Annotated in this window: 23 protein-coding genes, 1 tRNA gene and 1 riboswitch; of the genes, 14 read left to right on the forward strand and 10 right to left on the reverse strand. The window is 63.9% G+C overall.

The features are described 5' to 3' along the window. Positions 1–136 precede the first annotated feature (136 nt). The gene (locus tag ACZI8R_RS11890) at positions 137–1,483 is read left to right on the forward strand and encodes a lysine N(6)-hydroxylase/L-ornithine N(5)-oxygenase family protein (protein WP_463379822.1); all 1,347 of its coding nucleotides are present in this window, start codon (positions 137–139) and stop codon (positions 1,481–1,483) included. Next, the gene (locus ACZI8R_RS11895) at positions 1,480–1,731 is read left to right on the forward strand and encodes an MbtH family protein (RefSeq protein ID WP_378575657.1); all 252 of its coding nucleotides are present in this window, start codon (positions 1,480–1,482) and stop codon (positions 1,729–1,731) included. The genes ACZI8R_RS11890 and ACZI8R_RS11895 overlap by 4 nt, the downstream gene beginning before the upstream one ends. A 70-nt stretch (positions 1,732–1,801) precedes the next feature. Here ACZI8R_RS11895 and ACZI8R_RS11900 read toward each other — a convergent pair whose 3' ends face one another. Together ACZI8R_RS11900 and ACZI8R_RS11905 are read right to left on the reverse strand one after the other, a co-directional pair. Further along, complete coding sequence (locus tag ACZI8R_RS11900) at positions 1,802–3,268, reverse strand: threonine/serine exporter family protein (protein WP_463379823.1); 1,467 nt, start codon at positions 3,266–3,268, stop codon at positions 1,802–1,804. A gap of 7 nt (positions 3,269–3,275) precedes the next feature. Next, a complete protein-coding gene (locus ACZI8R_RS11905; protein ID WP_463379824.1) occupies positions 3,276–3,647 on the reverse strand; it encodes a nuclear transport factor 2 family protein in 372 nt (123 codons plus the stop codon). Between the two features lie 74 nt (positions 3,648–3,721). On the opposite strand from ACZI8R_RS11905, the gene ACZI8R_RS11910 reads away from it, so the two are divergent. Next, positions 3,722–3,796, forward strand: a tRNA-Thr gene (locus ACZI8R_RS11910). A gap of 93 nt (positions 3,797–3,889) precedes the next feature. Here ACZI8R_RS11910 and ACZI8R_RS11915 read toward each other — a convergent pair. Further along, the gene (locus ACZI8R_RS11915) at positions 3,890–4,528 is read right to left on the reverse strand and encodes a TetR/AcrR family transcriptional regulator (protein WP_463379825.1); all 639 of its coding nucleotides are present in this window, start codon (positions 4,526–4,528) and stop codon (positions 3,890–3,892) included. A gap of 140 nt (positions 4,529–4,668) precedes the next feature. On the opposite strand from ACZI8R_RS11915, the gene ACZI8R_RS11920 reads away from it, so the two are divergent. From ACZI8R_RS11920 to ACZI8R_RS11935, 4 genes are all read left to right on the forward strand, one after another. Then, positions 4,669–4,818, forward strand: a complete 150-nt coding sequence (locus ACZI8R_RS11920) for a hypothetical protein (RefSeq protein WP_463379826.1) — start codon at positions 4,669–4,671, stop codon at positions 4,816–4,818. 74 nt (positions 4,819–4,892) lie between these two features. Further along, entirely contained in the window at positions 4,893–6,740 is a 1,848-nt protein-coding gene (locus tag ACZI8R_RS11925; protein ID WP_463379827.1) for a linalool dehydratase/isomerase domain-containing protein, read from the forward strand. A 20-nt stretch (positions 6,741–6,760) separates the two neighbouring features. Then, positions 6,761–7,606, forward strand: coding sequence for an oxygenase MpaB family protein (locus ACZI8R_RS11930; protein ID WP_463379828.1), 846 nt, complete (start codon positions 6,761–6,763; stop codon positions 7,604–7,606). Between the two features lie 181 nt (positions 7,607–7,787). Then, a complete protein-coding gene (locus tag ACZI8R_RS11935) occupies positions 7,788–8,228 on the forward strand; it encodes a PASTA domain-containing protein (protein WP_463379829.1) in 441 nt (146 codons plus the stop codon). 34 nt (positions 8,229–8,262) lie between these two features. On the opposite strand, the gene ACZI8R_RS11940 is transcribed toward ACZI8R_RS11935, so the two are convergent. Continuing rightward, positions 8,263–8,997, reverse strand: coding sequence for a helix-turn-helix domain-containing protein (locus ACZI8R_RS11940; RefSeq protein ID WP_463379830.1), 735 nt, complete (start codon positions 8,995–8,997; stop codon positions 8,263–8,265). Positions 8,998–9,222: 225 nt separating this feature from the next. On the opposite strand from ACZI8R_RS11940, the gene ACZI8R_RS11945 reads away from it, so the two are divergent. The 5 genes from ACZI8R_RS11945 to ACZI8R_RS11965 all read left to right on the forward strand — a co-directional run bounded on the left by ACZI8R_RS11945 (position 9,223) and on the right by ACZI8R_RS11965 (position 12,984). After that, on the forward strand, positions 9,223–9,894 hold the full coding sequence (locus ACZI8R_RS11945) for a DUF3159 domain-containing protein (protein WP_463379831.1): 672 nt from the start codon (positions 9,223–9,225) through the stop codon (positions 9,892–9,894). A 20-nt stretch (positions 9,895–9,914) separates the two neighbouring features. After that, positions 9,915–10,976 carry a threonine aldolase family protein gene (locus ACZI8R_RS11950; protein ID WP_463379832.1) on the forward strand — a complete coding sequence of 354 codons (1,062 nt, stop codon included), beginning with the start codon at positions 9,915–9,917 and terminating at the stop codon, positions 10,974–10,976. Positions 10,977–11,110: 134 nt separating this feature from the next. Continuing rightward, positions 11,111–12,109 carry a DDE-type integrase/transposase/recombinase gene (locus ACZI8R_RS11955; protein ID WP_463379833.1) on the forward strand — a complete coding sequence of 333 codons (999 nt, stop codon included), beginning with the start codon at positions 11,111–11,113 and terminating at the stop codon, positions 12,107–12,109. A gap of 2 nt (positions 12,110–12,111) precedes the next feature. After that, positions 12,112–12,303 carry a hypothetical protein gene (locus tag ACZI8R_RS11960; RefSeq protein ID WP_463379834.1) on the forward strand — a complete coding sequence of 64 codons (192 nt, stop codon included), beginning with the start codon at positions 12,112–12,114 and terminating at the stop codon, positions 12,301–12,303. A 111-nt stretch (positions 12,304–12,414) separates the two neighbouring features. Beyond that, on the forward strand, positions 12,415–12,984 hold the full coding sequence (locus ACZI8R_RS11965) for a DinB family protein (RefSeq protein ID WP_463379835.1): 570 nt from the start codon (positions 12,415–12,417) through the stop codon (positions 12,982–12,984). On the opposite strand, the gene ACZI8R_RS11970 is transcribed toward ACZI8R_RS11965, so the two are convergent. Genes ACZI8R_RS11970 through ACZI8R_RS11990 form a run of 5 tightly spaced genes read right to left on the reverse strand, consistent with a single transcriptional unit; the run spans position 12,959 to position 15,683 of the window. Beyond that, positions 12,959–13,282, reverse strand: coding sequence for a DMT family transporter (locus tag ACZI8R_RS11970; protein ID WP_463379836.1), 324 nt, complete (start codon positions 13,280–13,282; stop codon positions 12,959–12,961). The two genes, ACZI8R_RS11965 and ACZI8R_RS11970, sit on opposite strands and share 26 nt — an antisense overlap. Next, the gene (locus tag ACZI8R_RS11975) at positions 13,279–13,626 is read right to left on the reverse strand and encodes a DMT family transporter (protein WP_463379837.1); all 348 of its coding nucleotides are present in this window, start codon (positions 13,624–13,626) and stop codon (positions 13,279–13,281) included. Before ACZI8R_RS11975 ends, ACZI8R_RS11970 begins: the two co-directional genes overlap by 4 nt. A 12-nt stretch (positions 13,627–13,638) precedes the next feature. Further along, positions 13,639–14,451 (reverse strand): ABC transporter, encoded by an 813-nt coding sequence (locus ACZI8R_RS11980; protein ID WP_463379838.1) that lies wholly within the window; start codon positions 14,449–14,451, stop codon positions 13,639–13,641. Between the two features lie 58 nt (positions 14,452–14,509). After that, positions 14,510–15,340, reverse strand: a complete 831-nt coding sequence (locus ACZI8R_RS11985; protein ID WP_463379839.1) for a TIGR03620 family F420-dependent LLM class oxidoreductase — start codon at positions 15,338–15,340, stop codon at positions 14,510–14,512. 28 nt (positions 15,341–15,368) lie between these two features. Further along, the gene (locus tag ACZI8R_RS11990; protein WP_463379840.1) at positions 15,369–15,683 is read right to left on the reverse strand and encodes a DMT family transporter; all 315 of its coding nucleotides are present in this window, start codon (positions 15,681–15,683) and stop codon (positions 15,369–15,371) included. A gap of 10 nt (positions 15,684–15,693) precedes the next feature. Next, positions 15,694–15,760: riboswitch (guanidine-III (ykkC-III) riboswitch) on the reverse strand. A 92-nt stretch (positions 15,761–15,852) separates the two neighbouring features. On the opposite strand from ACZI8R_RS11990, the gene ACZI8R_RS11995 reads away from it, so the two are divergent. Both ACZI8R_RS11995 and ACZI8R_RS12000 read left to right on the forward strand, forming a co-directional pair. Continuing rightward, complete coding sequence (locus ACZI8R_RS11995; protein ID WP_463379841.1) at positions 15,853–16,572, forward strand: response regulator transcription factor; 720 nt, start codon at positions 15,853–15,855, stop codon at positions 16,570–16,572. Then, positions 16,569–17,987, forward strand: coding sequence for a sensor histidine kinase (locus ACZI8R_RS12000; RefSeq protein WP_463379842.1), 1,419 nt, complete (start codon positions 16,569–16,571; stop codon positions 17,985–17,987). Before ACZI8R_RS11995 ends, ACZI8R_RS12000 begins: the two co-directional genes overlap by 4 nt. Before the next feature lie 5 nt (positions 17,988–17,992). Here ACZI8R_RS12000 and ACZI8R_RS12005 read toward each other — a convergent pair whose 3' ends face one another. Continuing rightward, on the reverse strand, positions 17,993–18,418 hold the full coding sequence (locus tag ACZI8R_RS12005) for an HIT family protein (protein ID WP_463379843.1): 426 nt from the start codon (positions 18,416–18,418) through the stop codon (positions 17,993–17,995). Between the last annotated feature and the right edge of the window lie 5 nt (positions 18,419–18,423).

Raw genomic sequence — 18,423 nt, forward strand, 5'->3', positions numbered from 1 at the left:
AGGCGCCGAGGGCGAGGCTGGACGTTGCTACTCTTCCTTGGGTGAGGATAGGCTTCACTATCTTTTCGGAACGCATACGGCAGCAGCGAACTCGACCGAGGTTGTTCGCTCGCTATCGGGGATGGACGACGAGCACATGAATGAATCGCCGCACGCAGCAGTCGACGGCTGCGAGGTCCGCGACATCGTCGGAATCGGGTTCGGTCCTGCCAACCTGGCACTGGCAATTGCCGTCGAGGAGTACAACGAGAGCTGTGCACCCGGTGAGCGACTTTCTGCCCAGTTCTTCGAACGCCAGGACTCGTTCGCCTGGCATCCCGGCATGTTGTTGGACGGTGCGACGATGCAGATCGCGTTCCCCAAGGATCTCGTCACCTTCCGCAACCCGACAAGCCGTTTCACGTTCTTCTCTTACCTGTTCGATCGCGGCCGTCTCGTCGATTTCGTGAATCACCAGACGTTCTTCCCGACCCGGCACGAGTTCAACGACTACCTGCAGTGGGCGGCCCAGCGGGTGGACGCCGACGTGCAGTACGGCACGAGTGTCGAGCAGGTGCGTGGCGTCCGTGGCGACGACGGCAATGTGGACCTTTTCGAGGTCACGACGGACGACGGTCAACGCCTCCTCGCGCGCAACGTGGTGGTGGCCGCCGGTTTGCGCGAGCGCGTTCCGGAGTGGGCGACCCGCTCGAAGCGTTGCTTCCACAATCACAAGTTCCTGTTCCATCTCGAGGAGATGCCGGAACCCGTTCACCAGCGGTTCGTGGTCCTCGGTGCCGGCCAGAGTGCGGCGGAGATCGTTCAATACCTCCACAGCAACTACCCGCAGGCCGAAGTGCACAGCGTCTTCGCTCGGTACGGATACAGCCCAGCGGACGACAGCCCGTACGCCAATCGAATCTTCGATCCGGAGGCCGTCGACGAACTGCACGGTGCTTCCGTCGAAGAGCGCCGCCGAATTATGGAACTGCATCGCAGCACCAATTACTCCGTTGTCGATCTCGATCTGATCAACGAGCTCTACTCGACCGAATATCAGGAAATGGTGCGCGGGCGGCGTCGACTGTTCATGCGGCGCGCATCGGAGATCATCGACGCCAAGGAAACCGAAAGCGGCATCGAGGTGGGGGTCCACAGCACTATCGATGGGCTCACCGACACGCTCACCTGCGACGCAGTCGTCCTGGCGACCGGTTTCACGCCGACGCCGCTCGATGCGATTCTCGGAGATCTCGCCCCTGAGGAGGGAAAAGCACCGATTGTGAGCCGCGATTATCGATTGGCGGTTTCCCCGGACGTATCAGGGGGAATCTATCTTCAGGGCGGTACCGAGACTACGCACGGACTCACGTCGTCCCTCTTGTCGAATGTCGCCGTGCGGGCAGGGGATATTCTGAATTCGGTACTGACCCGGCGTGACCAGAAGGACACGCTTGCTACTGTGACATCACAGGACACGTACGTGACAAGCGAGGCGAGATGAGCACTAATCCTTTCGATGACGAAGACGGCCGCTTCTACGTGCTGGTCAACGACGAAGAGCAGCATTCACTCTGGCCCACCTTTTCGGAGGTGCCCGCCGGCTGGCGCGTGGTTTTCGGCGAGGAGAGCCGTGCTGCATGCCTCGAGTACGTAGAGAAGAACTGGACCGACATGCGGCCGAAGAGCCTGCGTGAAGCCATGGAGGCCGACGAGAAGTCCGGCGGCCGCCACAGCGTGGAGAAGAGCTGACACCAGCTCTTCGCTCGACATACGAATCAGGGCAGGGATCACATGATCCCTGCCCTGACTCGTATTCGTGTCAGGCTGCTGCGGTGCCCTTCTCGGCAGTTGCGCCTGGCTTTCCATCGGTGCCCGGCGAAGGCGTTCGACGCCGCTTGAAGGTGGGGCGGCGGATCGCATCCTGATGTCGAAGGATGCGGGGCCGACGCAGCGAGCGGGCGATCCACTCACCGAGGGTGACTCCGGCGGCAAGTGCGCAGCCGATACCGAACGCGGACAGCAGTGCGCCCAGTCCGACGATCGGCTCGTCGTTGAGGAGGGCGTACAGGCCGCGGTACAGCGACAGGCCCGGGAGCAGTGGCGTGATGCCCGCGACGGCGACGACGAGAGGTGGCGTGAGCGCGCGACGCGCCATCAGACCACCGGCGAGGCCGACCACCGTGGCGGCGATGGCCGAACCCATGACCGGGCCGATCTCCAACTTCGTGGTGATCACATAGACGATGGCACCGACCAGACCGCCTGCCCAGGCCGCCGTAAGAGCTCGCCGCTCCGCGTAGCAGGCCAGCGCATAGAACAGTGACGCGAATGCGCCGGCCAGGATGAAGATCGGGACGCGCGCCAGGGTGCCGATCTCCACGTTGATCGGCGGGAGCGTGGATCCGGCCGCACCGGTCAGTCGTAGCGACATCGCGACACCGGCGATGATCCCGCCGGTCATCATCACGACTTCGAAGAAGCGGGCAGACGCAGTGATGGGTGCCCCCATGATGGCGTCCTGCACCGAACCGACCAGTGAGAGGCCGGACAGCAGCACCACCACACCGGCCGCAATGATCTGTGAGGGCGCGATGTCGATGCCCAATTGGTCCTGGAAGGTGTAGAGCGTTGCGGCAGGTGTCGCCGCTACGGTGCCGCCGACGAACTGCTGAAAGAAGAACGGCAACTTGAAGCGGTTGAGTACCCGATTCACACGGTCGATGACCATCGTGGTCAGGAAGGCCACGGATGCGATGAGCAGCCCACCACCGAGGAGTACCGAGATGGACGCCGCCATGGCCGCCCACGCCAGCGTTGCCGTCCACCTGTTGTAGGGGTGCGGGGCAGTGGTGACAGCGGTGAGCGCCTCGTGCGCGATGCTCGGCATGATTGCGTCGCGGCGAATGCGGCGGGTCAACCGATCGACCGCAGCCAACCGGGTGAAGTCCATCGACCGGTAGTGCACGATGCGCATCGTGCTCGCCGGGGGCAGGGTCGGCCCGCGGTAGGCGGAGAGGACTATCGAGTTGTAGGTGACGTCCACATCGCATTGCGCGAGGCCGTAGGTTGCCGCGATGAACTGAACCTGATCGGCAACGTCCATCGCGGCGGTGCCGGATGCCAACAACACCTCGCCGACACGAACGGCGAGGTCGAGAACCTCGGTGACTCGTGCGTCATCGGTCAGGTCGATCGGCTGCAGCGGTGCCGGTGCAGACGTGACCGTATCGATCGTGGCGCGACGGGTACCCGCGAGGCGGTTCAGAAGCCCGGTTAGGTCAGCCATACGCAACTCAGACGAGGTCCTTTTCGGTCAGATCGGTGGCGGCCAGAGCCGCCTCGAGGGTGTCGTGTCGGAAGGTCGATGTCACCTGGTCGTGGACGACCCGGAACGCCGACGCCACATTATGTGTCGTGCCCGGGTCGGACGCCCAACTGGCCTCCTGCTCGACCACCACAACACCGTCGTGGACGTACATCTTCCCGGGCTTCAGCGTGATGCCCGCACTCGATGCCCACTCACGCAAGGGCTCCAGGCCCTGGGCGGCGCCTTTGGGGCCGCCCACTTCGACGTCGTCGCTCGACAACGAGAGCAGTGTGTCGACGTCGCCCGAGTTGAGGGCGTCGTGCCATGCCAGAACGGTTGCGATCTCCGATGTGCTCATGGCGTCAACGCTAGCCAATGCGGGCGGGCGCCGTTCGGATTGAGCCATTCGATATGCTGGGCGCGCTACAACACGCCTCCTTAGCTCAGTGGTAGAGCACTCGCCTTGTAAGCGAAAGGTCGTCAGTTCAATCCTGACAGGGGGCTCCATCAAAAATCGCTGTTGAACAGCGGTTTTTCGGTTTTATACTTATGGGAATCATTGCCGAGAACCCGCTCGGTGTCACAGAACGTCACAAGTCCCTACTGATCGTCCGACTGGCGGATTCGAGCCAGCGAGTCGACGCCGAGTGTGACGAGGGGCGCCACGACTTCCTCTCGCGTCAATTTCAGGTCGCCCTGTAACCAAAGTGCTACGACTTCGGTTGTGCCGGCGACGAGAACGCGCGCGATGAGATGTGCGCGAGGTGATGCGGACTGCTCTGCGGTGAGGGCGAGCAGAAACTGCTCGACGAGGCGATCGACCGCATTGTCGCGGGCCCGACGGAGCCCGGCGTTTCCGGGCGCTTCCAGGTACAACCGGGCCGCTCGGGCGTCGTCGAATGCAGTGAGTACTGCACGCACCGCAGCTTCGATGGTGCCTGCGTCGTCGGCGAGCGTCACGCTCTCGTCGGATGCTCCACCGATCTGTGTGAACACTCCGTCGAGTACATCGGTCAAGGTTTGTCCGGTGAGGTCGTCGAGATTGTCGAAGCTTTCGTAGAAATGGCGTTTGGACACCGATGCTCGCCCGCAGATGATTCCAACGTTCAGATTGGCGATTCCGTGCTCGCCGACGATGTCCAACACTGAATCCATCAGCCGTCGGCGCCGCGCGAGACGGCGGTTCGACGCGCTCTCACCGCCGTAGGGTCGTTCGGTCTGGTCGGCTGGCACTCCCATGCGCCCATCGTGTCACCGGACGGCACCGGCTGGTTCCCGAGGGTTCGAGTAGCTCCCATTGACCGGCTTTACATTCTGATTTACCGTTAGTGAAACTGGTACGTTCTAGTTTCGAATGGGAGTGTTCGATGCTGTGTTGCGTGATTCCGCTTCTCCTGATGGTGGCGCTGAGGAGTGTGTTGACGGCTGCGCGGCCTGGGCGTGCGGACCCCCAGACTCGGTCGATGCCTCCCGCTGCTCGACGTATCGTCGGCGCCGATGATGCCCAGTTCGTGGGTGTGGCGCAGTGAACGAACTGGCCGATCGTCAGGGGCGGATGGTGCGCGCGCGACCACTGCCGACTTCGCCGCCTCTGATTTCCCCGGTGACGAGATCGAAATTGTTGCGCGTAGGAGCGGTGTACTCGTTCGTGTGGGTCCTCGCTGTGTGCATTGCCGCCTTCGGGGACGGGCGAAGTGCAGTTGCGGCGATGGGTCTGCTTCTGCCAGGTGGGGGACACCTCGCGGCGGGCAATGCAGTCCACGCTGGTCTGGCGCTCGGTGCGTTCGCACTCGCGTTGTTGCTGTGGTGGATGATCGGTGCCTTCGTCGCGCCCGTCATCGTGTGGATCGCTGTGCTCGTCGAGGCTTCGTTCACCCACCCTCACGGGCATCTCTCGGTAGTAGGTGTGGCGGTGACGGCCGGAGTCGTTCCGGTCACCGCACTGCTCGCGCTGTGTGTTCATGCATTTCGCTATCGACGTCAGTGTGCGACGGCGGTGGAGCTCAACGACGAATTGTCGAGTGTGGAGTTCTTCGAGTCGGCAGTCCCGTCGTCGCCCGGGCCTCCGGTCGAGGAAGCGTCGATCCGCGACCTGGAGCATTTTCGATTCGCGTTGGATCTTGCGTTGCAACCCCTTCCGGAGTTCATTGGCTTCGATCGCCGAGACCAGTACCGGGAGGCGGCGCTCCGCTACCAGCTAAGCATTCTCGGGTATGCGCTGTCGATGTTTCGGTACACCCGTACGCCGGCGTTCTCCGGGTACCTTGCCGAGGCGCAGGAAAATGCCATTCTGAAAATGGGTGATCGGAAGGTGTGGGGATACTGGGCGCGGGAGAATGCTTGGGGAAGAATGTCATTGGGGCGAGACCCGGTGCTCAACAAGGACAATGTGATGCTGACCGGCTGGCAGGGCGTGGCGGTCGGAATGTACGAGAGCTTCGGAGACGCCAGGTTCTCTCGCGCGGGCGGGCTCACCTACACGTGGTCGGATGACGAACAGTATCGGCACGACTTTCACAGTGTCGCCGAATCGGTTCACCGGAATATGATCCGATCGCCTTTCACCCTGTACTCCTGCGAGCCCCGTTGGATATATCCGGTATGCAACAGCTTTGGAGTCAACACCCTGATTCTGCACGACCGGCTGCATCACACCGACTACTTTGCTGAGCTGAGTGAGTCCATCTTGCGGAGCTACGAGGACGAGTTCCAGCGGCCCGACGGCAAGTTGATCGGAGTCCGTAACGAAACGTTGGGATTGTCGTGGAACATTTGGGCGAGTGAGGGAGTGAGCCTTCCGACCACCTACTGGATGAATGCCTTCCTTCCCGGCCATGCGCAGCGGACATGGTGGCTGACTCAACGTAACTCGCTGAAGTTCGACGGGGAGAGGTACCTCTTGCCACGCACTGCCGCGAACCGGTGCGATGTGGGGGATTACTCGTTCGGTAGCGACTCCTTCGCGAACGTCTTCCTGTCGTTGACTGCTCGCGAGATGGGATCTGACGACATTGCCGACAGCGCATTTCGTTACGTCGATACGAAGCAGACCGTCGAACGCAACGCGGGTGTTGCTCACTACGGCGATCTGTCCACTCAGGGAAACCTGTACTCCCTGATGGCGCGATTCGCGCGGCCGTCCGTCAACCGCGACCTCATCGGGGGCGGCCTTCCGGCTCGATGGCTGTCCGGTCCTCAGCTCGCCGAGGTGGCGTATCCGGAGGTTCTCGTGGCACGGGCAGTCACCGATGGAGCCGCACTCGACCTTGTCCTGTATCCGGGTGCTTCGCCTCGAAGGGTCACATTGATCGTCGAACGGCTCACACCCTTCGGCACCTACCGCACGAAAGGCTCTCGGGACGCCTGCGCCACAGCCGACGAAAAAGGCCGTGCACGAATACAGGTCGACCTCGGTGGCCGCGCAGTCGTCCGATTGGAGCCCATGCTGTGAAACTCCGCCCCGGATATGTGGTGACCCGACACATCCGTCGACTGGATCCGGTCGACGACGCCGATGAAATAGCAAGGCTCTCATTGGTAGTGCTACATGGCAGCCCCCTGCTCACCTACGCACTGTTCACTGTCGCGTTCATGAAACAGGTCGCGGTCCCGACGATGGCTCGAATCCTTCACCGCCGAGGAACCGGTGACATCCTGCAGTTCCCCGTCGACCGTAACGACGACACCCTGCTCTTCTTCGGTCGTCTTCTCGACCATGGCCCCACTTCACCGACGGGTCTCGCGTGGATCGAGCGGCTGAACGATATTCACTCTCACTTCCCACTGCGTAGCGACGACTCGCTGTACACACTCTCGACGCTTGCCCTCGACCCACACCGCATCACCTCTTCCCAGGGCTTTTCGCCGTTCTCCGAGTCGGAACTGGAGGCGCACTGGCGATTCTGGCTATCGGTTGCCGAGCTTCAGCATCTCGATGGCCTACCGGCCTCGCGCCGACAGATGGAACAGTGGGCCGCAGACTACGAGCGGCGCGAGTACGCATCCACTGCTGAGGGGCGCGACATCGCGCGATCCCTGATCGCGGCTTTCGGCGACCGTGTCCTCCCGCCGCGCTTACGCCGCCACGCAGAATCCATCATCTCTGCAATCGCTCCGAAAGAACTCCGGGCAGTTCACGCACTACCCGAACCGTCCTGGCTGATGCGATCAGCGATCCGGGCGGCTGTGTTCGGATATACGTTGGCGACTCCGATCCGCCCGGTCGACCTGGACCGGCTCATGGTTACCAGCGTGGGGCCACGACAGGCTGCGAACCTGGCACCGTCGGAAGTCGGATACCGCCGAAGGGTCCGTTGACTGTCCACAGTCCGGTGACGCAGTTCGGAAGAAATCTCGCTCATCGCGAACCCCTGCGCGCTCGTTTCGTGTCACGGCACACGCGGTTGACCTGGTGCGACCTGCTGTAACGCGCTGGCCGACGCCGTCGATGAATGATTGATCTGCGGCAATGCGGCTGCAGCACGTCAAGGAGTGAAGAGTGAAACGAATCGTCATTGTGGGGGCGGCAGTGGCAGCGGCCGCGCTTGTGGCAGTAGCCGGTTGCGGGTCGCCGAACAGCGCGGATTCGACAACGAAAACGGTGACTGTCCAGGCATCGGCGACCGCCGCAGCTACGACGCCACCGTCGGTAGCGAACAACGCCGTCGCCGCGAGTGAGACGCCAGCCGGAACGACGACTGCAACGCCTGTTCCCATGCCGGACGTCACGTGCACCAACCTTCAGGCCGCTCAGGATCGCATCCAAGCTGCAGGGGTGTTCTTCTCGCGCAGTGAGGATGCCACGGGGGCTGGTCGGATGCAGGTCATGGACCGAAACTGGGTGGTTGTCGAACAGCACCCTGCCGCCGGCGATTTGATCGGCGAGGGCGACGCCGTGCTGTCCGTAGTGAAAATCGGTGAGCCTGGCGATTGCTCCTGACGTCGACCGTCACGTCAGCGATCGCCCGCGCGAATCAGCTGGGTTCAGGCAGGTCGAGGTGTTCGTGCACTCGCACCAGAACATCGATCTGGGCGGGGTTGTACAGATCTTTCATTGCTTTGCCGACGGTCTGGGTGGTCAGTCTCGGGCTGAGTGGGCCGTCGGAGCGTTCGGCTCGCAGGCCGGGATGTGCGGTGTGCAGTGCACGAACGTACGGGGTGAGTCGCTGCGCCAAGCCCTCGCGTGTGTCCTCGTCGGCGTCGGCGGCGAGGTGATCGAACTCGGTGGTCCCCGGGTCGGAAGGCAGCTGCTCCAGCATCTCGGCGTAGCTCGTTATGCCAGAAGGGCCCAGTACCCGCGCCATGACGACGAGAAACGACCGGTCCGCCTCCGAGATCGTCGCATCGGCCGCAGCTGAGGCCAGCTCTGGAGGCAGGTCGGCCCGTATCGACTTGCCCAGGATGATTCCTAGTTCGACACGGGTGCGCTTGAGACGTTCGATGGTCGCGGCGAGCTCGGTATCGAGTTCTCGTAACGCTTCCTCGGGGTGGTCGTCGGCATCACCCATGTCGGCGATCTGGGAGAGGGAGAACCCGAGGTCGGTCAGACGCTTGATGCGCAGCACCCGGACGAGGTGGGCGGCTCCGTATTGCTTGTAGCCGTTCGACGTACGTTCGGGCTCGTCGAGCAGGCCGACGTCGTGGTAGTGCCGTACCGCCCGCAGACTCGTGCCGGCGAGTTCGGCGATCTCACGGGTACTCCACGCCACTGGTGCTACCTCGTCTCGAAAGTGTTGCCGCGCGTGCGGCCGTGCCTGCGGATGGTAGACGAACTGTGCCGTCGCGGCATGGTTCGTGACGGTCGTAGTACTGGGTGACCGAACAGCGATATGTGAGTCAAGTCACAAACTGGAAGGGTTGAGTGTGCCGCAGCGGCACGGACTGTTCTTGATCGCAGGACGCAGACCGGAACGCGCACAACCTGGGAGGACGACATGAGCGTGATCGACGAGAAGCGTATGCACGACCAGGCAGACGAAAGCACGACCGAGGCGGCGGCCCCGGTTGATATGACGCAGGCACTGGTCGACGGACTCGGCGGTGTGTCGGGGATGCTCTACATGGCGCTCCCGGTCGCCGCGTTCGCGGCGTCGACCTCCTTCGCGTCGTTGCCTGTCGCGATCGCGATCGCACTGGCCATCGCGATCGGGCTCACCGGGTTTCGGGTCCGGCGAGGTGAGCGCCTCTCCGTGGCACTGGGCGGCGTGATCGCCGTGGCCTCCGCCGGCGGTGTCGCGCTCTGGACGGGATCGGCCGGCGGATTCTTCCTGCTCGGGATCTGGGCGAGTCTTGCCGGCACGATTCTCATGCTGTCGTCGCTGATCGTGCGTAGGCCGTTGACCGGCGTCGTCTGGAACGCGGTTCACGGCCGCAAGTACGCCTGGCGTGCGGACGGGCCCACGATGCGTGCACACGACATCGCGACGCTGGCGGCCACCGTCGTCTTCGCAGCACGGTTCGTGGTGAAGCACTGGCTGTACGACATCGACGCAACCGGATGGTTGGCTTTCGCGAAGATCGCCATGGGTACGCCACTGACGGCCCTTGTCGTGCTGGTGGTCGTATGGGCGTTCCGCCGCTCCACCAAGCGCCTCGCCTCGGCGTGAGAAGTGGCTACCGTACGTATATGACTTCCACGACCCCCGTCTTGCGCGGCTACCTCAGCGACAACGCGGCGGGTGCGTCGCCCGAGATACTCGAGGCTGTCGGGGCGGCGTCGAACGGACTCGCGGCGCCGTACGGGAACGACGAGTTGTCACGAGAGGTGGCCGAGCAGTTCGCCACCGTCTTCGAACACCCGGTGGACGTGTTTCCCGTCGGAACAGGATCGGCGGCCAATGCGATCGGGCTCGCCGCCCTCACACCGCCGTGGGGGAGCGTCCTGGCCCATCCCGACGCACACATCGGAGCCGACGAGGCGGGTGCTCCCGAGTTCTTCACCAACGGCGCGAAGATCGTTCACGTCGACGGCGTGCATTCGAAGATCGACCCCGAGCATCTCGGGGTGGCGGTGAATCGCAAACGCGGCGACGTGCACAGCGTGCAACCGTCCGTCGTCAGCTTCACGCAGGCCACCGAGACCGGCAGCGTCTACACAGTCGACGAACTGCGCGAGCTTGCGGATATCGCGCACGACGCAGGACTTCGTGTGCACATGGACGGCGCTCGATTCGCCAATGCGCTGGTGGCTCTCGACGTGACCCCGGCGGAGATGACGTGGCGGCTCGGCGTCGACGTACTGTCGTTCGGCGCAACGAAGAACGGCGCCATGACCGCGGATGCCATCGTGTCGTTCGATCCGTCGTTGGCAACTGAACTCGCGTACCGCCACAAGCGTGGTGGGCAGTTGACGTCGAAGATGCGTTTTCAGAATGCACAGCTGGGCGCCTACCTCACGGACGATCTATGGCTGGACAACGCCCGTCGAGCAAACGAGATGGCCGCACGCATGCGGGCCGGTCTGCGCACTGTGGCGAATGTGGACGTGCTCGGCGACGCGGGCGCGAACATCCTGTTCTGTCGATTCCCCGCCGAGCTGATCTCGGCCCTTCGAGAAGCCGGGTACGGCTTCTATGGCGACAGGTGGGAGCCCGGGGTGGTTCGACTGGTGACGAGCTTCCTCCACTCGGCCGACGACATCGACGACTTCCTGGCCGCAGTACGACGATTCGCGGGCGCGTCAAGGTGAACCCTGTGAGCGGCCGACGAGTCAGGGAACTCTGTTCAGTCTGGGGACATGTGAGACACGAGATGTCTACCCAGATGTGAGACACGCTGCTGTGGAGGTGCACGTGGGCACCTGAGACCGGCTATGGACTATCCATGGCCAGATCGGATGCCCGCATGAAACTGCTCGACGCCTCGTTGACTGTGGCACTTGGCCACGACGGCGACATGTTCGGCGGCAACTTCAAAGCCTGGTGTGCAACAAACGGCATTGCCCGTGCCACCGCATACCGGCACCGCAAACGGATCCTCGAGGAGGGCCGGTGGACCGAAAAGTCACGCCGGCCCTCCTCGAGCCCGCACCGCACCCTTGCCCGGATCGAAGACGAGATCGTGCGATTGCGCGGAGCACTCGGACGCGACAACGGTGCCGAGACCATCGCCTATCACCTGAGGGCAGTTGCCCGCGAACAAGACTGGAACAAGCAGGGATTGGCGGTTCCCTCGCGGGCAACGATCAACAACATCCTCCAACGCCGTGGTCTGGTTGTTCCGCAGCCACGCAAACGACCGAAATCGTCGTATCGCCGATTCCAGTACGCCCGGCCGAGGGACTGCTATCAGATCGACGCCACCGAACTGGCCCTCACCACCGGCGAGAAAGTGGTGGTCTTCGAAGTCCTCGACGACTGCACCCGCACCCTCGTCGCATCGGTGGCCGCACCCCGCGAGACCGCAGCGGGCGCAATCGCCGCCATCAGCGCGGCATTCGCCGACTTCGGAGTGCCCGCGATCGTGCTCTCCGACAACGGCACCGCATTCACTTCACGGCTCACCACCGGCGGCACATCGAGGTTCACCCGTCACGTCACCGACGCCGAGGCCCGGCTGATCCACTCGAGCCCCTATCACCCGCAGACCTGCGGCAAAGTCGAACGCCACCACCGCACCTTCAAGGAATGGCTCACCGACACGGCAGCACCGGAGACGATGAAAGAGCTGCAACACCTGTGCGGCCGCTACCAGCATTTCTACAACACCGAACGTCGTCACAGTGCCGTCGACATGACTCCGCACCAAGCATGGAACACCGCCCCGACCCTCGGTGGACCGACCACCTGCCCGCCCAGCAGGACGCCACCATCCACCCACTGACAGTGTCCGAAACAGGGGTGATCTCGGTCGGCGGCACCAGCGTCAACATCGGACGAGCACGAAAAGGACAGACCGTGACCGTGCTGGCCGACGGCGACCACGTCACCGCCTACGAACGGGGCGGAGCGGTCCTCGGCCATCTGCACCTCGATCACACCAAGCGCTACCAAGGACAACTCCGCCCCGCCGCATAGAATCTGTCTCACATCTACGTAGACACCCGTGTCCCACGTCTACCTAGACAGCACAGAGTCAGGGAACTCGTTAACCACTCACAGGGCGGGGGGTAGCCCTAGCGTGGATGTATGGCTATCGACTGGAACGAAGAACTGACGGATCAACTCGAATGGCATTGGAAGAATCAGCTGCGTGACCGACTGTCCGGGCTGACCGACGACGAATACTTCTGGGAGCCTGTCGACAACACGTGGAGTGTTCGGCCCCGCGGGACGTCCAGTGCGCCGGTGCAGGCAGGTGCGGGGGAGTGGACGATCGACTTCGCTTTTCCGGAACCCTCACCGGCGCCCGTCACCACCATCGCGTGGCGACTGGGGCACATCGTGGTCGGGGTGTTCGGCGTCCGCAACGCGGCGCATTTCGGAGCGCAGCCGGTGGACTATCAGTCGTTCGAATACGCCGGGACTGCAGACGAGGCGCTACGACAACTCGACGAGCAGTACGCCACCTGGATGTCCGGGGTGCGCTCGCTCGGAGAAGAAGGGTTGGCCCGTCCGTGTGGCAGCGCCGAAGGGCAGTTCGCGGAGGCGCCTCTTGCGAAGCTGGTTCTGCACATCCACCGGGAAGTCATTCATCACGGCGCCGAGATCGCGCTGCTGCGCGACCTTTACGTCAACCGTGCGCACCCAGCTCGATGAGCAGGACGCCCGCTGCAATCAGCGCGATCCCCGCTCCCATCGTCCTGGTGAGTGGGTCCCGGAAGAGGAAGCGTGCCGCGATCGCGGTCAGTGCCACCCCGGTTGCTGCCCAGATTCCGTAGGCGACTCCGACTGCCAGACCGGCGTCGAGTGCAAGGGCGAGGAATCCGAACGAGACGAGATATCCGACGACGATGACGGGCGCCCATCGTTTGTCTCGAAGACCGTCGGACTGGCGGAGCGACAAGGTCGCCACGAGTTCGCACAGGATGGCGCACACCAGATAGACCCAGCTCAACGGACGACCTGCCGGCTCTTTTCGGCCTTCTGCGACCCGATCTCGACGAGCAGCACTCCCGCTGCGACCACGACGATGCCGAGACTCATCACCCAGGTGAGGGGATCTCCGAACAGGAAGGACGCGAGGACCGCCGTGAGTGCGACACCGCTGGCACCCCAGATGCCGTATGCGACGCCGATGGGTGCGCCTTCACGCAGAACTGCAGCCAGAAATCCGAACGAGACCACGTAGCCGATCGCCACGACGATCACCCACAGACCGTTGTCCAGAGACGCCCGCAAGGCGAGAGTGCCGGACACCTCGAAGGCGATTGCGCCCGCCAGGAACAGCCATTTCCTCATCGCCGGCGAAGATTACTCGGGGCCGAGCGGGTAGTCGAGCGCGGGCCGTTCGCCGCGCCGCAACCACCGGCCGGGTAGTCGTCCGGCGAGGTCACCCAACGGTCCGACCGCCGAGCTGAGGATGCCCACCGTCTCTTGCAAGAGGTCGATGCTCGAGCTCATGCGTTCGATGTTCGGAGCCAGCGAGGTCAGCGTTTCCGACAGGGCCACGATCTGATCGAGGGGGCCGCCCTTGACTATCAGCCGTTCGAGAGCGCCTTGCTCGGCCAGGAGGGTTTCGAGTATTCCGTCCTCGGCGAGAGCACGATCGACCAACCCGCCCTGCGCGGTCAGCCGTTCGACGGCGCCGTCTTTCGCCGTGAGGCGTTCGATCGGTCCGTCCACTGCGGTGAGGCGGTCGAGGAGGCCGCCCTCTGCGAGAAGCCGCTCCAGGGTCCCGTCTTCGGCAAGCACCCGGTCCAGTGGGCCGCCCGGCGCGAGGATTCGTTCGAGTGGCCCGCCCGGGGCCACGAGACGCTCGAGGGTGCCATCGGGGGCGGTCAGGCGGTCGACCGGCCCGCCCGGGGCGAGTAGTCGGTCGAGGGGTCCGCCGGGCGCCATTGCCTGGCCGAGCGGCCGATCGCCTGCCGTGAGCGACGACAACTGCTGAATCATCTGCAAGGGGTTGCCGGACATCCTGGACTGCGCTCCGACGCCCGCGACGGCGTTCGTGTTGGACACCGCTCCGCGGATGGTCGTCAGGGTTATCTCGGCGACTCCGAGACCGGCCTCGGCCGCGGTGAGCCCGATCCGCAGGGGTGCGAAAGCCAACGACACGAGATTCATGCGGTAACTGTAACCCGCAACACACATGAATCCTGTGGGTCTCCCGTGACGGAGTCGACTACCACCTGCCTGCGAGTGTGCGACCGACCTCGATCGCGGTGGGCTGATCTCCTTCGTGCAACACACTCAGAGTCACGTGGTCGGCCCCGGCTGCGAGATGGGCGTCGACCTGTTCGGCGATGGTGTCGGCATCGCCCCACGCAACGAGCTGGTCTACCAGACGGTCGGAAACCGTCGTGATGTCGTGCTCGGTGAACCCCATTCGTGTGAAGTTGTCTCGATACCCTGCGACGGTCGAGAGGAACCCGAGGGGTGTCCGCGCGGTGGCTCTTGCCTTGGAAGGTTCGGCGTCGAGCACCACGAACAGCGAGACAGTCAGGACGGACTCGCCGCCTAGGATGTTGCGGGCCTGTTTCGTGTACTCGGGGGTGACGAGGAGCAGCACCGCTCCCGCGGACCGGTCGCGTGCCATTTCGAGTTTGCGTGGGCCGAGGGCGGCCAGAAGCCTGCGGTCTCGGGGAACTGTGGGTGATGCCGTATCCAGGTGGGACAGATAGTCACCAAGTGCCCGTAGCGGTTTCGGAGACTGTGGGCCGCCGAGTCCTGCGACGAATCTGCTGGGCGCCGAATCTTCGAGTTCCCCATACAGACGGGCGACGGAATCGGCGTCGTGCACACCCACGGCGATGATGCCGGGGATCACCGGAACCTTCTCGGTCGCACGGACGACTTCGCCGATGCGATCCAGAGAGTCGAGTTGTCCGCCCGCCAGCCACAGGGCGGAATATCCGAGGGCTTCGAATTCGGCTGCATTTTCCAGGTGGCGGCCGTCGGGGGAGATGTCCACGGACATTCCTACGGGGCCGAGCGAGATCTTGCTGAATGTCATGACTCGAACGTAAAACCTCGAGCAAGCTTCAGGTTAATACCTTCAGGCCGACGACACACCCCACGATGCCCAGAATCAGCAGAATCTTGACGATCGATGCGGATTCCGCGCCCGTGAGCATCGCGTAGGCGACGGTGATCGAGGCACCGATACCCACCCAGATCGCGTACGACGTGCCGGTGGGGAGGGTGCGCATCGCGTAGGCAAGGCCTGCCATGGACAGGAAGAGGCCCACACCGAACGTGACGGAGGGTGCGAGTTTGGTGAAACCTTCGGATTTGCCGAGCGCGGTCGCCCAGACCGCCTCGAGAACACCGGAAACGACGAGAACCAGCCATGCCATGAGGAACACTCCTGCACCGTCTTTTCGCTGGCCGGGTACGGTGCGCTCGTCCGGATGTCCATTCGACCGGACCAGGTTAGCAAATCTGGGGAACGTGCAGCTCAGCGTTCACAGGAACCTCCCAGCCAATGTGCAGCCCGATCCCAGCCCGCTGCGTGATGATTGTCGGGTGACACACGCGAACCCCGAGCCCCGCACACCCGAAGCCCGCATCCTGGTGGTCGACGACGAACCGAACATCGTCGAGCTGCTTGCGGTCAGTCTGCGGTTTCAAGGATTCGAGGTCGAGACGGCCGCGGCTGGTGCGGAGGGTCTCGACCGCGCTCGGTCGTTCCGTCCCGACGCCCTGATCCTCGACGTGATGATGCCCGGCATGGACGGGTTCGGTTTGATCAGGCGGCTACGGGCGGACGGCGTCGATGCGCCCGTCCTGTTCCTCACAGCCAAGGACGCGGTCGAAGACAAGGTCACCGGTCTGACGTTGGGGGCCGACGACTACGTGACGAAGCCTTTCAGCCTCGAAGAGGTAGTGGCTCGGCTGCGGGTGATCCTGCGACGCTCGGGCAAGGTGTCGCAGTCGCAGCAATCGGCGCGAGTTCGGTTCGCGGACATCGAACTCGACGACGACACCCGCGAGGTGTGGAAGGCCGGTGCCTTGGTATCACTTTCGCCGACTGAGTTCACGCTGTTGCGCTACTTCATGGTCAATGCGGGCACCGTGCTGAGTAAACCGCGCATTCTGGATCACGTGTGGAACTACGACTTCGGGGGAGAGGTCGGCGTCGTGGAATCGTATGTATCGTATCTACGGCGTAAGGTCGACACTGGGGAGAAGCCGCTCATCCACACTCTGCGTGGGGTGGGTTATGTCATGCGTGAACCGCGATGACGCCACGCGCTCGGACTCGATACCCGGTGTTGCCGTTGCGGTTCGCGATGGTCGCGACAGTGACGCTACTGGCGGGTCTCGGTTTGCTGGCATCCGGAGCAGCCGTCACGTCCGCGCTCGAAAGCTCACTGACGGAGCGCGTGGATCACGAGCTGCACGAGGCGGCTCAGGGCTGGGCGAAGCCGCATCCGGACCGAGAACTTCCACCACCGGACGCCCCGAGTGCCCGGCGGCCACCGAGTCCGTTCTATGTGCGCACCACCGCGCCCGACGGCGCGGTCCTGGTGGAGATCAACGACTTCGGTGCTGCGCCGGCCCTGCCGTCCACCGCCGTCGATGTACCGACCACCGTCGGTTCCACCGGTGGCTCCGACGTGCGCTGGCGCGTCCTCACCGCAGAGAATCCTGACGGCACCGTCACCTCGTTGGGGGTCAACCTCAGCAACAACGATGCCACCATGTCGCGACTCATCGTGTTGCAGTTGGTGATCGGGTCCATCGTCCTGCTCGTCCTGGCTGTCGCCGCATACTTCCTGGTGCGTCGCAGCCTGCGCCCGCTGGTGGAGGTGGAGGAGACGGCCGCCGCGATCGCCTCGGGGGATTTGCATCGACGGGTGCCGGAGCGCGACGGGCGCACCGAGATCGGAAGACTCTCGGTGGCGCTGAACGGGATGTTGGCGCAGATCCAGCATGCGTTCGCCGCAACGGCTGCCTCGGAGGAATCGGCACGAAAATCGGAGGAGAAGATGCGCCGATTCGTCGCCGACGCCAGCCACGAACTGCGCACACCGCTCACTACGATTCGCGGATTCGCCGAGCTGTACCGCCAGGGCGCGGCCACCGATACGGACACTTTGATGAGCCGCATCGAGGGCGAGGCGTCGCGAATGGGGCTGCTGGTCGAGGATCTGGTGTTGCTCGCGCGGCTCGATGCCGAACGACCGCTCGAACGCACGCCCGTGGATCTGTTGTCGATCGCCTCGGACGCGGTACACGGCGCTCGGGCACTTGCCCCACAGCGGACTGTCCGGCTCGAACTAGTGCCGGGCCCCGGCACGCCTCAGATAATCGGAGACGAGGCACGCCTTCGTCAGGTGCTCGGCAACCTGCTCACCAATGCGCTACGCCACACGCCCGAGTCCGCGGACGTCACGGTCCGGCTCGGCACCACCGACACCAGTGCATTTCTCGAGGTCGTGGATACCGGGCCGGGCCTCGGAGAAGAGGACCGGCAGAAGGTGTTCGAGCGCTTCTACCGGACCGACACGTCCCGGACCAGGGAGAGCGGCGGCAGCGGTTTGGGTCTGTCGATCGTGGCCGCTCTCGTCGCGGGCCACGACGGTGTGGTCGCGGTCGACAGTGAGCCGGGCAAGGGTGCGACGTTCCGAGTCGAACTACCTCGCACCGACGAGTGAGCCGGTCAGGCCGGCGCGTTCGCTCCGTGTCCCTGTTCGCGCAGGGTGGCCTTGATCTTTTCGGCTGCCTCGTCCATCGATTCGGGTGACGGATCGGTGTCCGCGCCACTGATGTCGAAGTCGCCCATGTCGTAGGCGGGAAAGACGTGCACGTGCAGGTGCGGGACTTCGAGCCCCGCTATCAGCAGACCCGCCCGGGGCGCGTCGAATGCGGGACGCACCGCCCGGCCAATTGTGCGCGCGACCTCGGTCACCTTGGCGAACAGTTCTCCGTCCACGTCCTGCCACTGGTCGACCTCCTTGCGGGGTACGACGAGGGTGTGACCTTGGGTGATCGGCGCGATGGTGAGGAAGGCGACGACGTCCTCGTCCTCCCACACGAATCGGCCGGGGATATCTCCGCTGATGATTGCGCTGAATACGGAAGCCATGCTCC

This window comes from Rhodococcus huquni (genome assembly GCF_055231055.1).

Bases quoted from the DNA above. Each gene is read 5' to 3' on its own strand.
- ACZI8R_RS11890 (WP_463379822.1), top strand. From the start codon at position 137: ATGAATGAATCGCCGCACGCAGCAGTCGACGGCTGCGAGGTCCGCGAC.
- ACZI8R_RS11895 (WP_378575657.1), top strand. From the start codon at position 1,480: ATGAGCACTAATCCTTTCGATGACGAAGACGGCCGCTTCTACGTGCTG.
- ACZI8R_RS11900 (WP_463379823.1), bottom strand. From the start codon at position 3,268: ATGGCTGACCTAACCGGGCTTCTGAACCGCCTCGCGGGTACCCGTCGC.
- ACZI8R_RS11905 (WP_463379824.1), bottom strand. From the start codon at position 3,647: ATGAGCACATCGGAGATCGCAACCGTTCTGGCATGGCACGACGCCCTC.
- ACZI8R_RS11915 (WP_463379825.1), bottom strand. From the start codon at position 4,528: ATGGGAGTGCCAGCCGACCAGACCGAACGACCCTACGGCGGTGAGAGC.
- ACZI8R_RS11945 (WP_463379831.1), top strand. From the start codon at position 9,223: ATGAGCGTGATCGACGAGAAGCGTATGCACGACCAGGCAGACGAAAGC.
- ACZI8R_RS11950 (WP_463379832.1), top strand. From the start codon at position 9,915: ATGACTTCCACGACCCCCGTCTTGCGCGGCTACCTCAGCGACAACGCG.
- ACZI8R_RS11955 (WP_463379833.1), top strand. From the start codon at position 11,111: ATGGCCAGATCGGATGCCCGCATGAAACTGCTCGACGCCTCGTTGACT.
- ACZI8R_RS11965 (WP_463379835.1), top strand. From the start codon at position 12,415: ATGGCTATCGACTGGAACGAAGAACTGACGGATCAACTCGAATGGCAT.
- ACZI8R_RS11975 (WP_463379837.1), bottom strand. From the start codon at position 13,626: ATGAGGAAATGGCTGTTCCTGGCGGGCGCAATCGCCTTCGAGGTGTCC.
- ACZI8R_RS11980 (WP_463379838.1), bottom strand. From the start codon at position 14,451: ATGAATCTCGTGTCGTTGGCTTTCGCACCCCTGCGGATCGGGCTCACC.
- ACZI8R_RS11985 (WP_463379839.1), bottom strand. From the start codon at position 15,340: ATGACATTCAGCAAGATCTCGCTCGGCCCCGTAGGAATGTCCGTGGAC.
- ACZI8R_RS11990 (WP_463379840.1), bottom strand. From the start codon at position 15,683: ATGGCATGGCTGGTTCTCGTCGTTTCCGGTGTTCTCGAGGCGGTCTGG.
- ACZI8R_RS12000 (WP_463379842.1), top strand. From the start codon at position 16,569: ATGACGCCACGCGCTCGGACTCGATACCCGGTGTTGCCGTTGCGGTTC.
- ACZI8R_RS12005 (WP_463379843.1), bottom strand. From the start codon at position 18,418: ATGGCTTCCGTATTCAGCGCAATCATCAGCGGAGATATCCCCGGCCGA.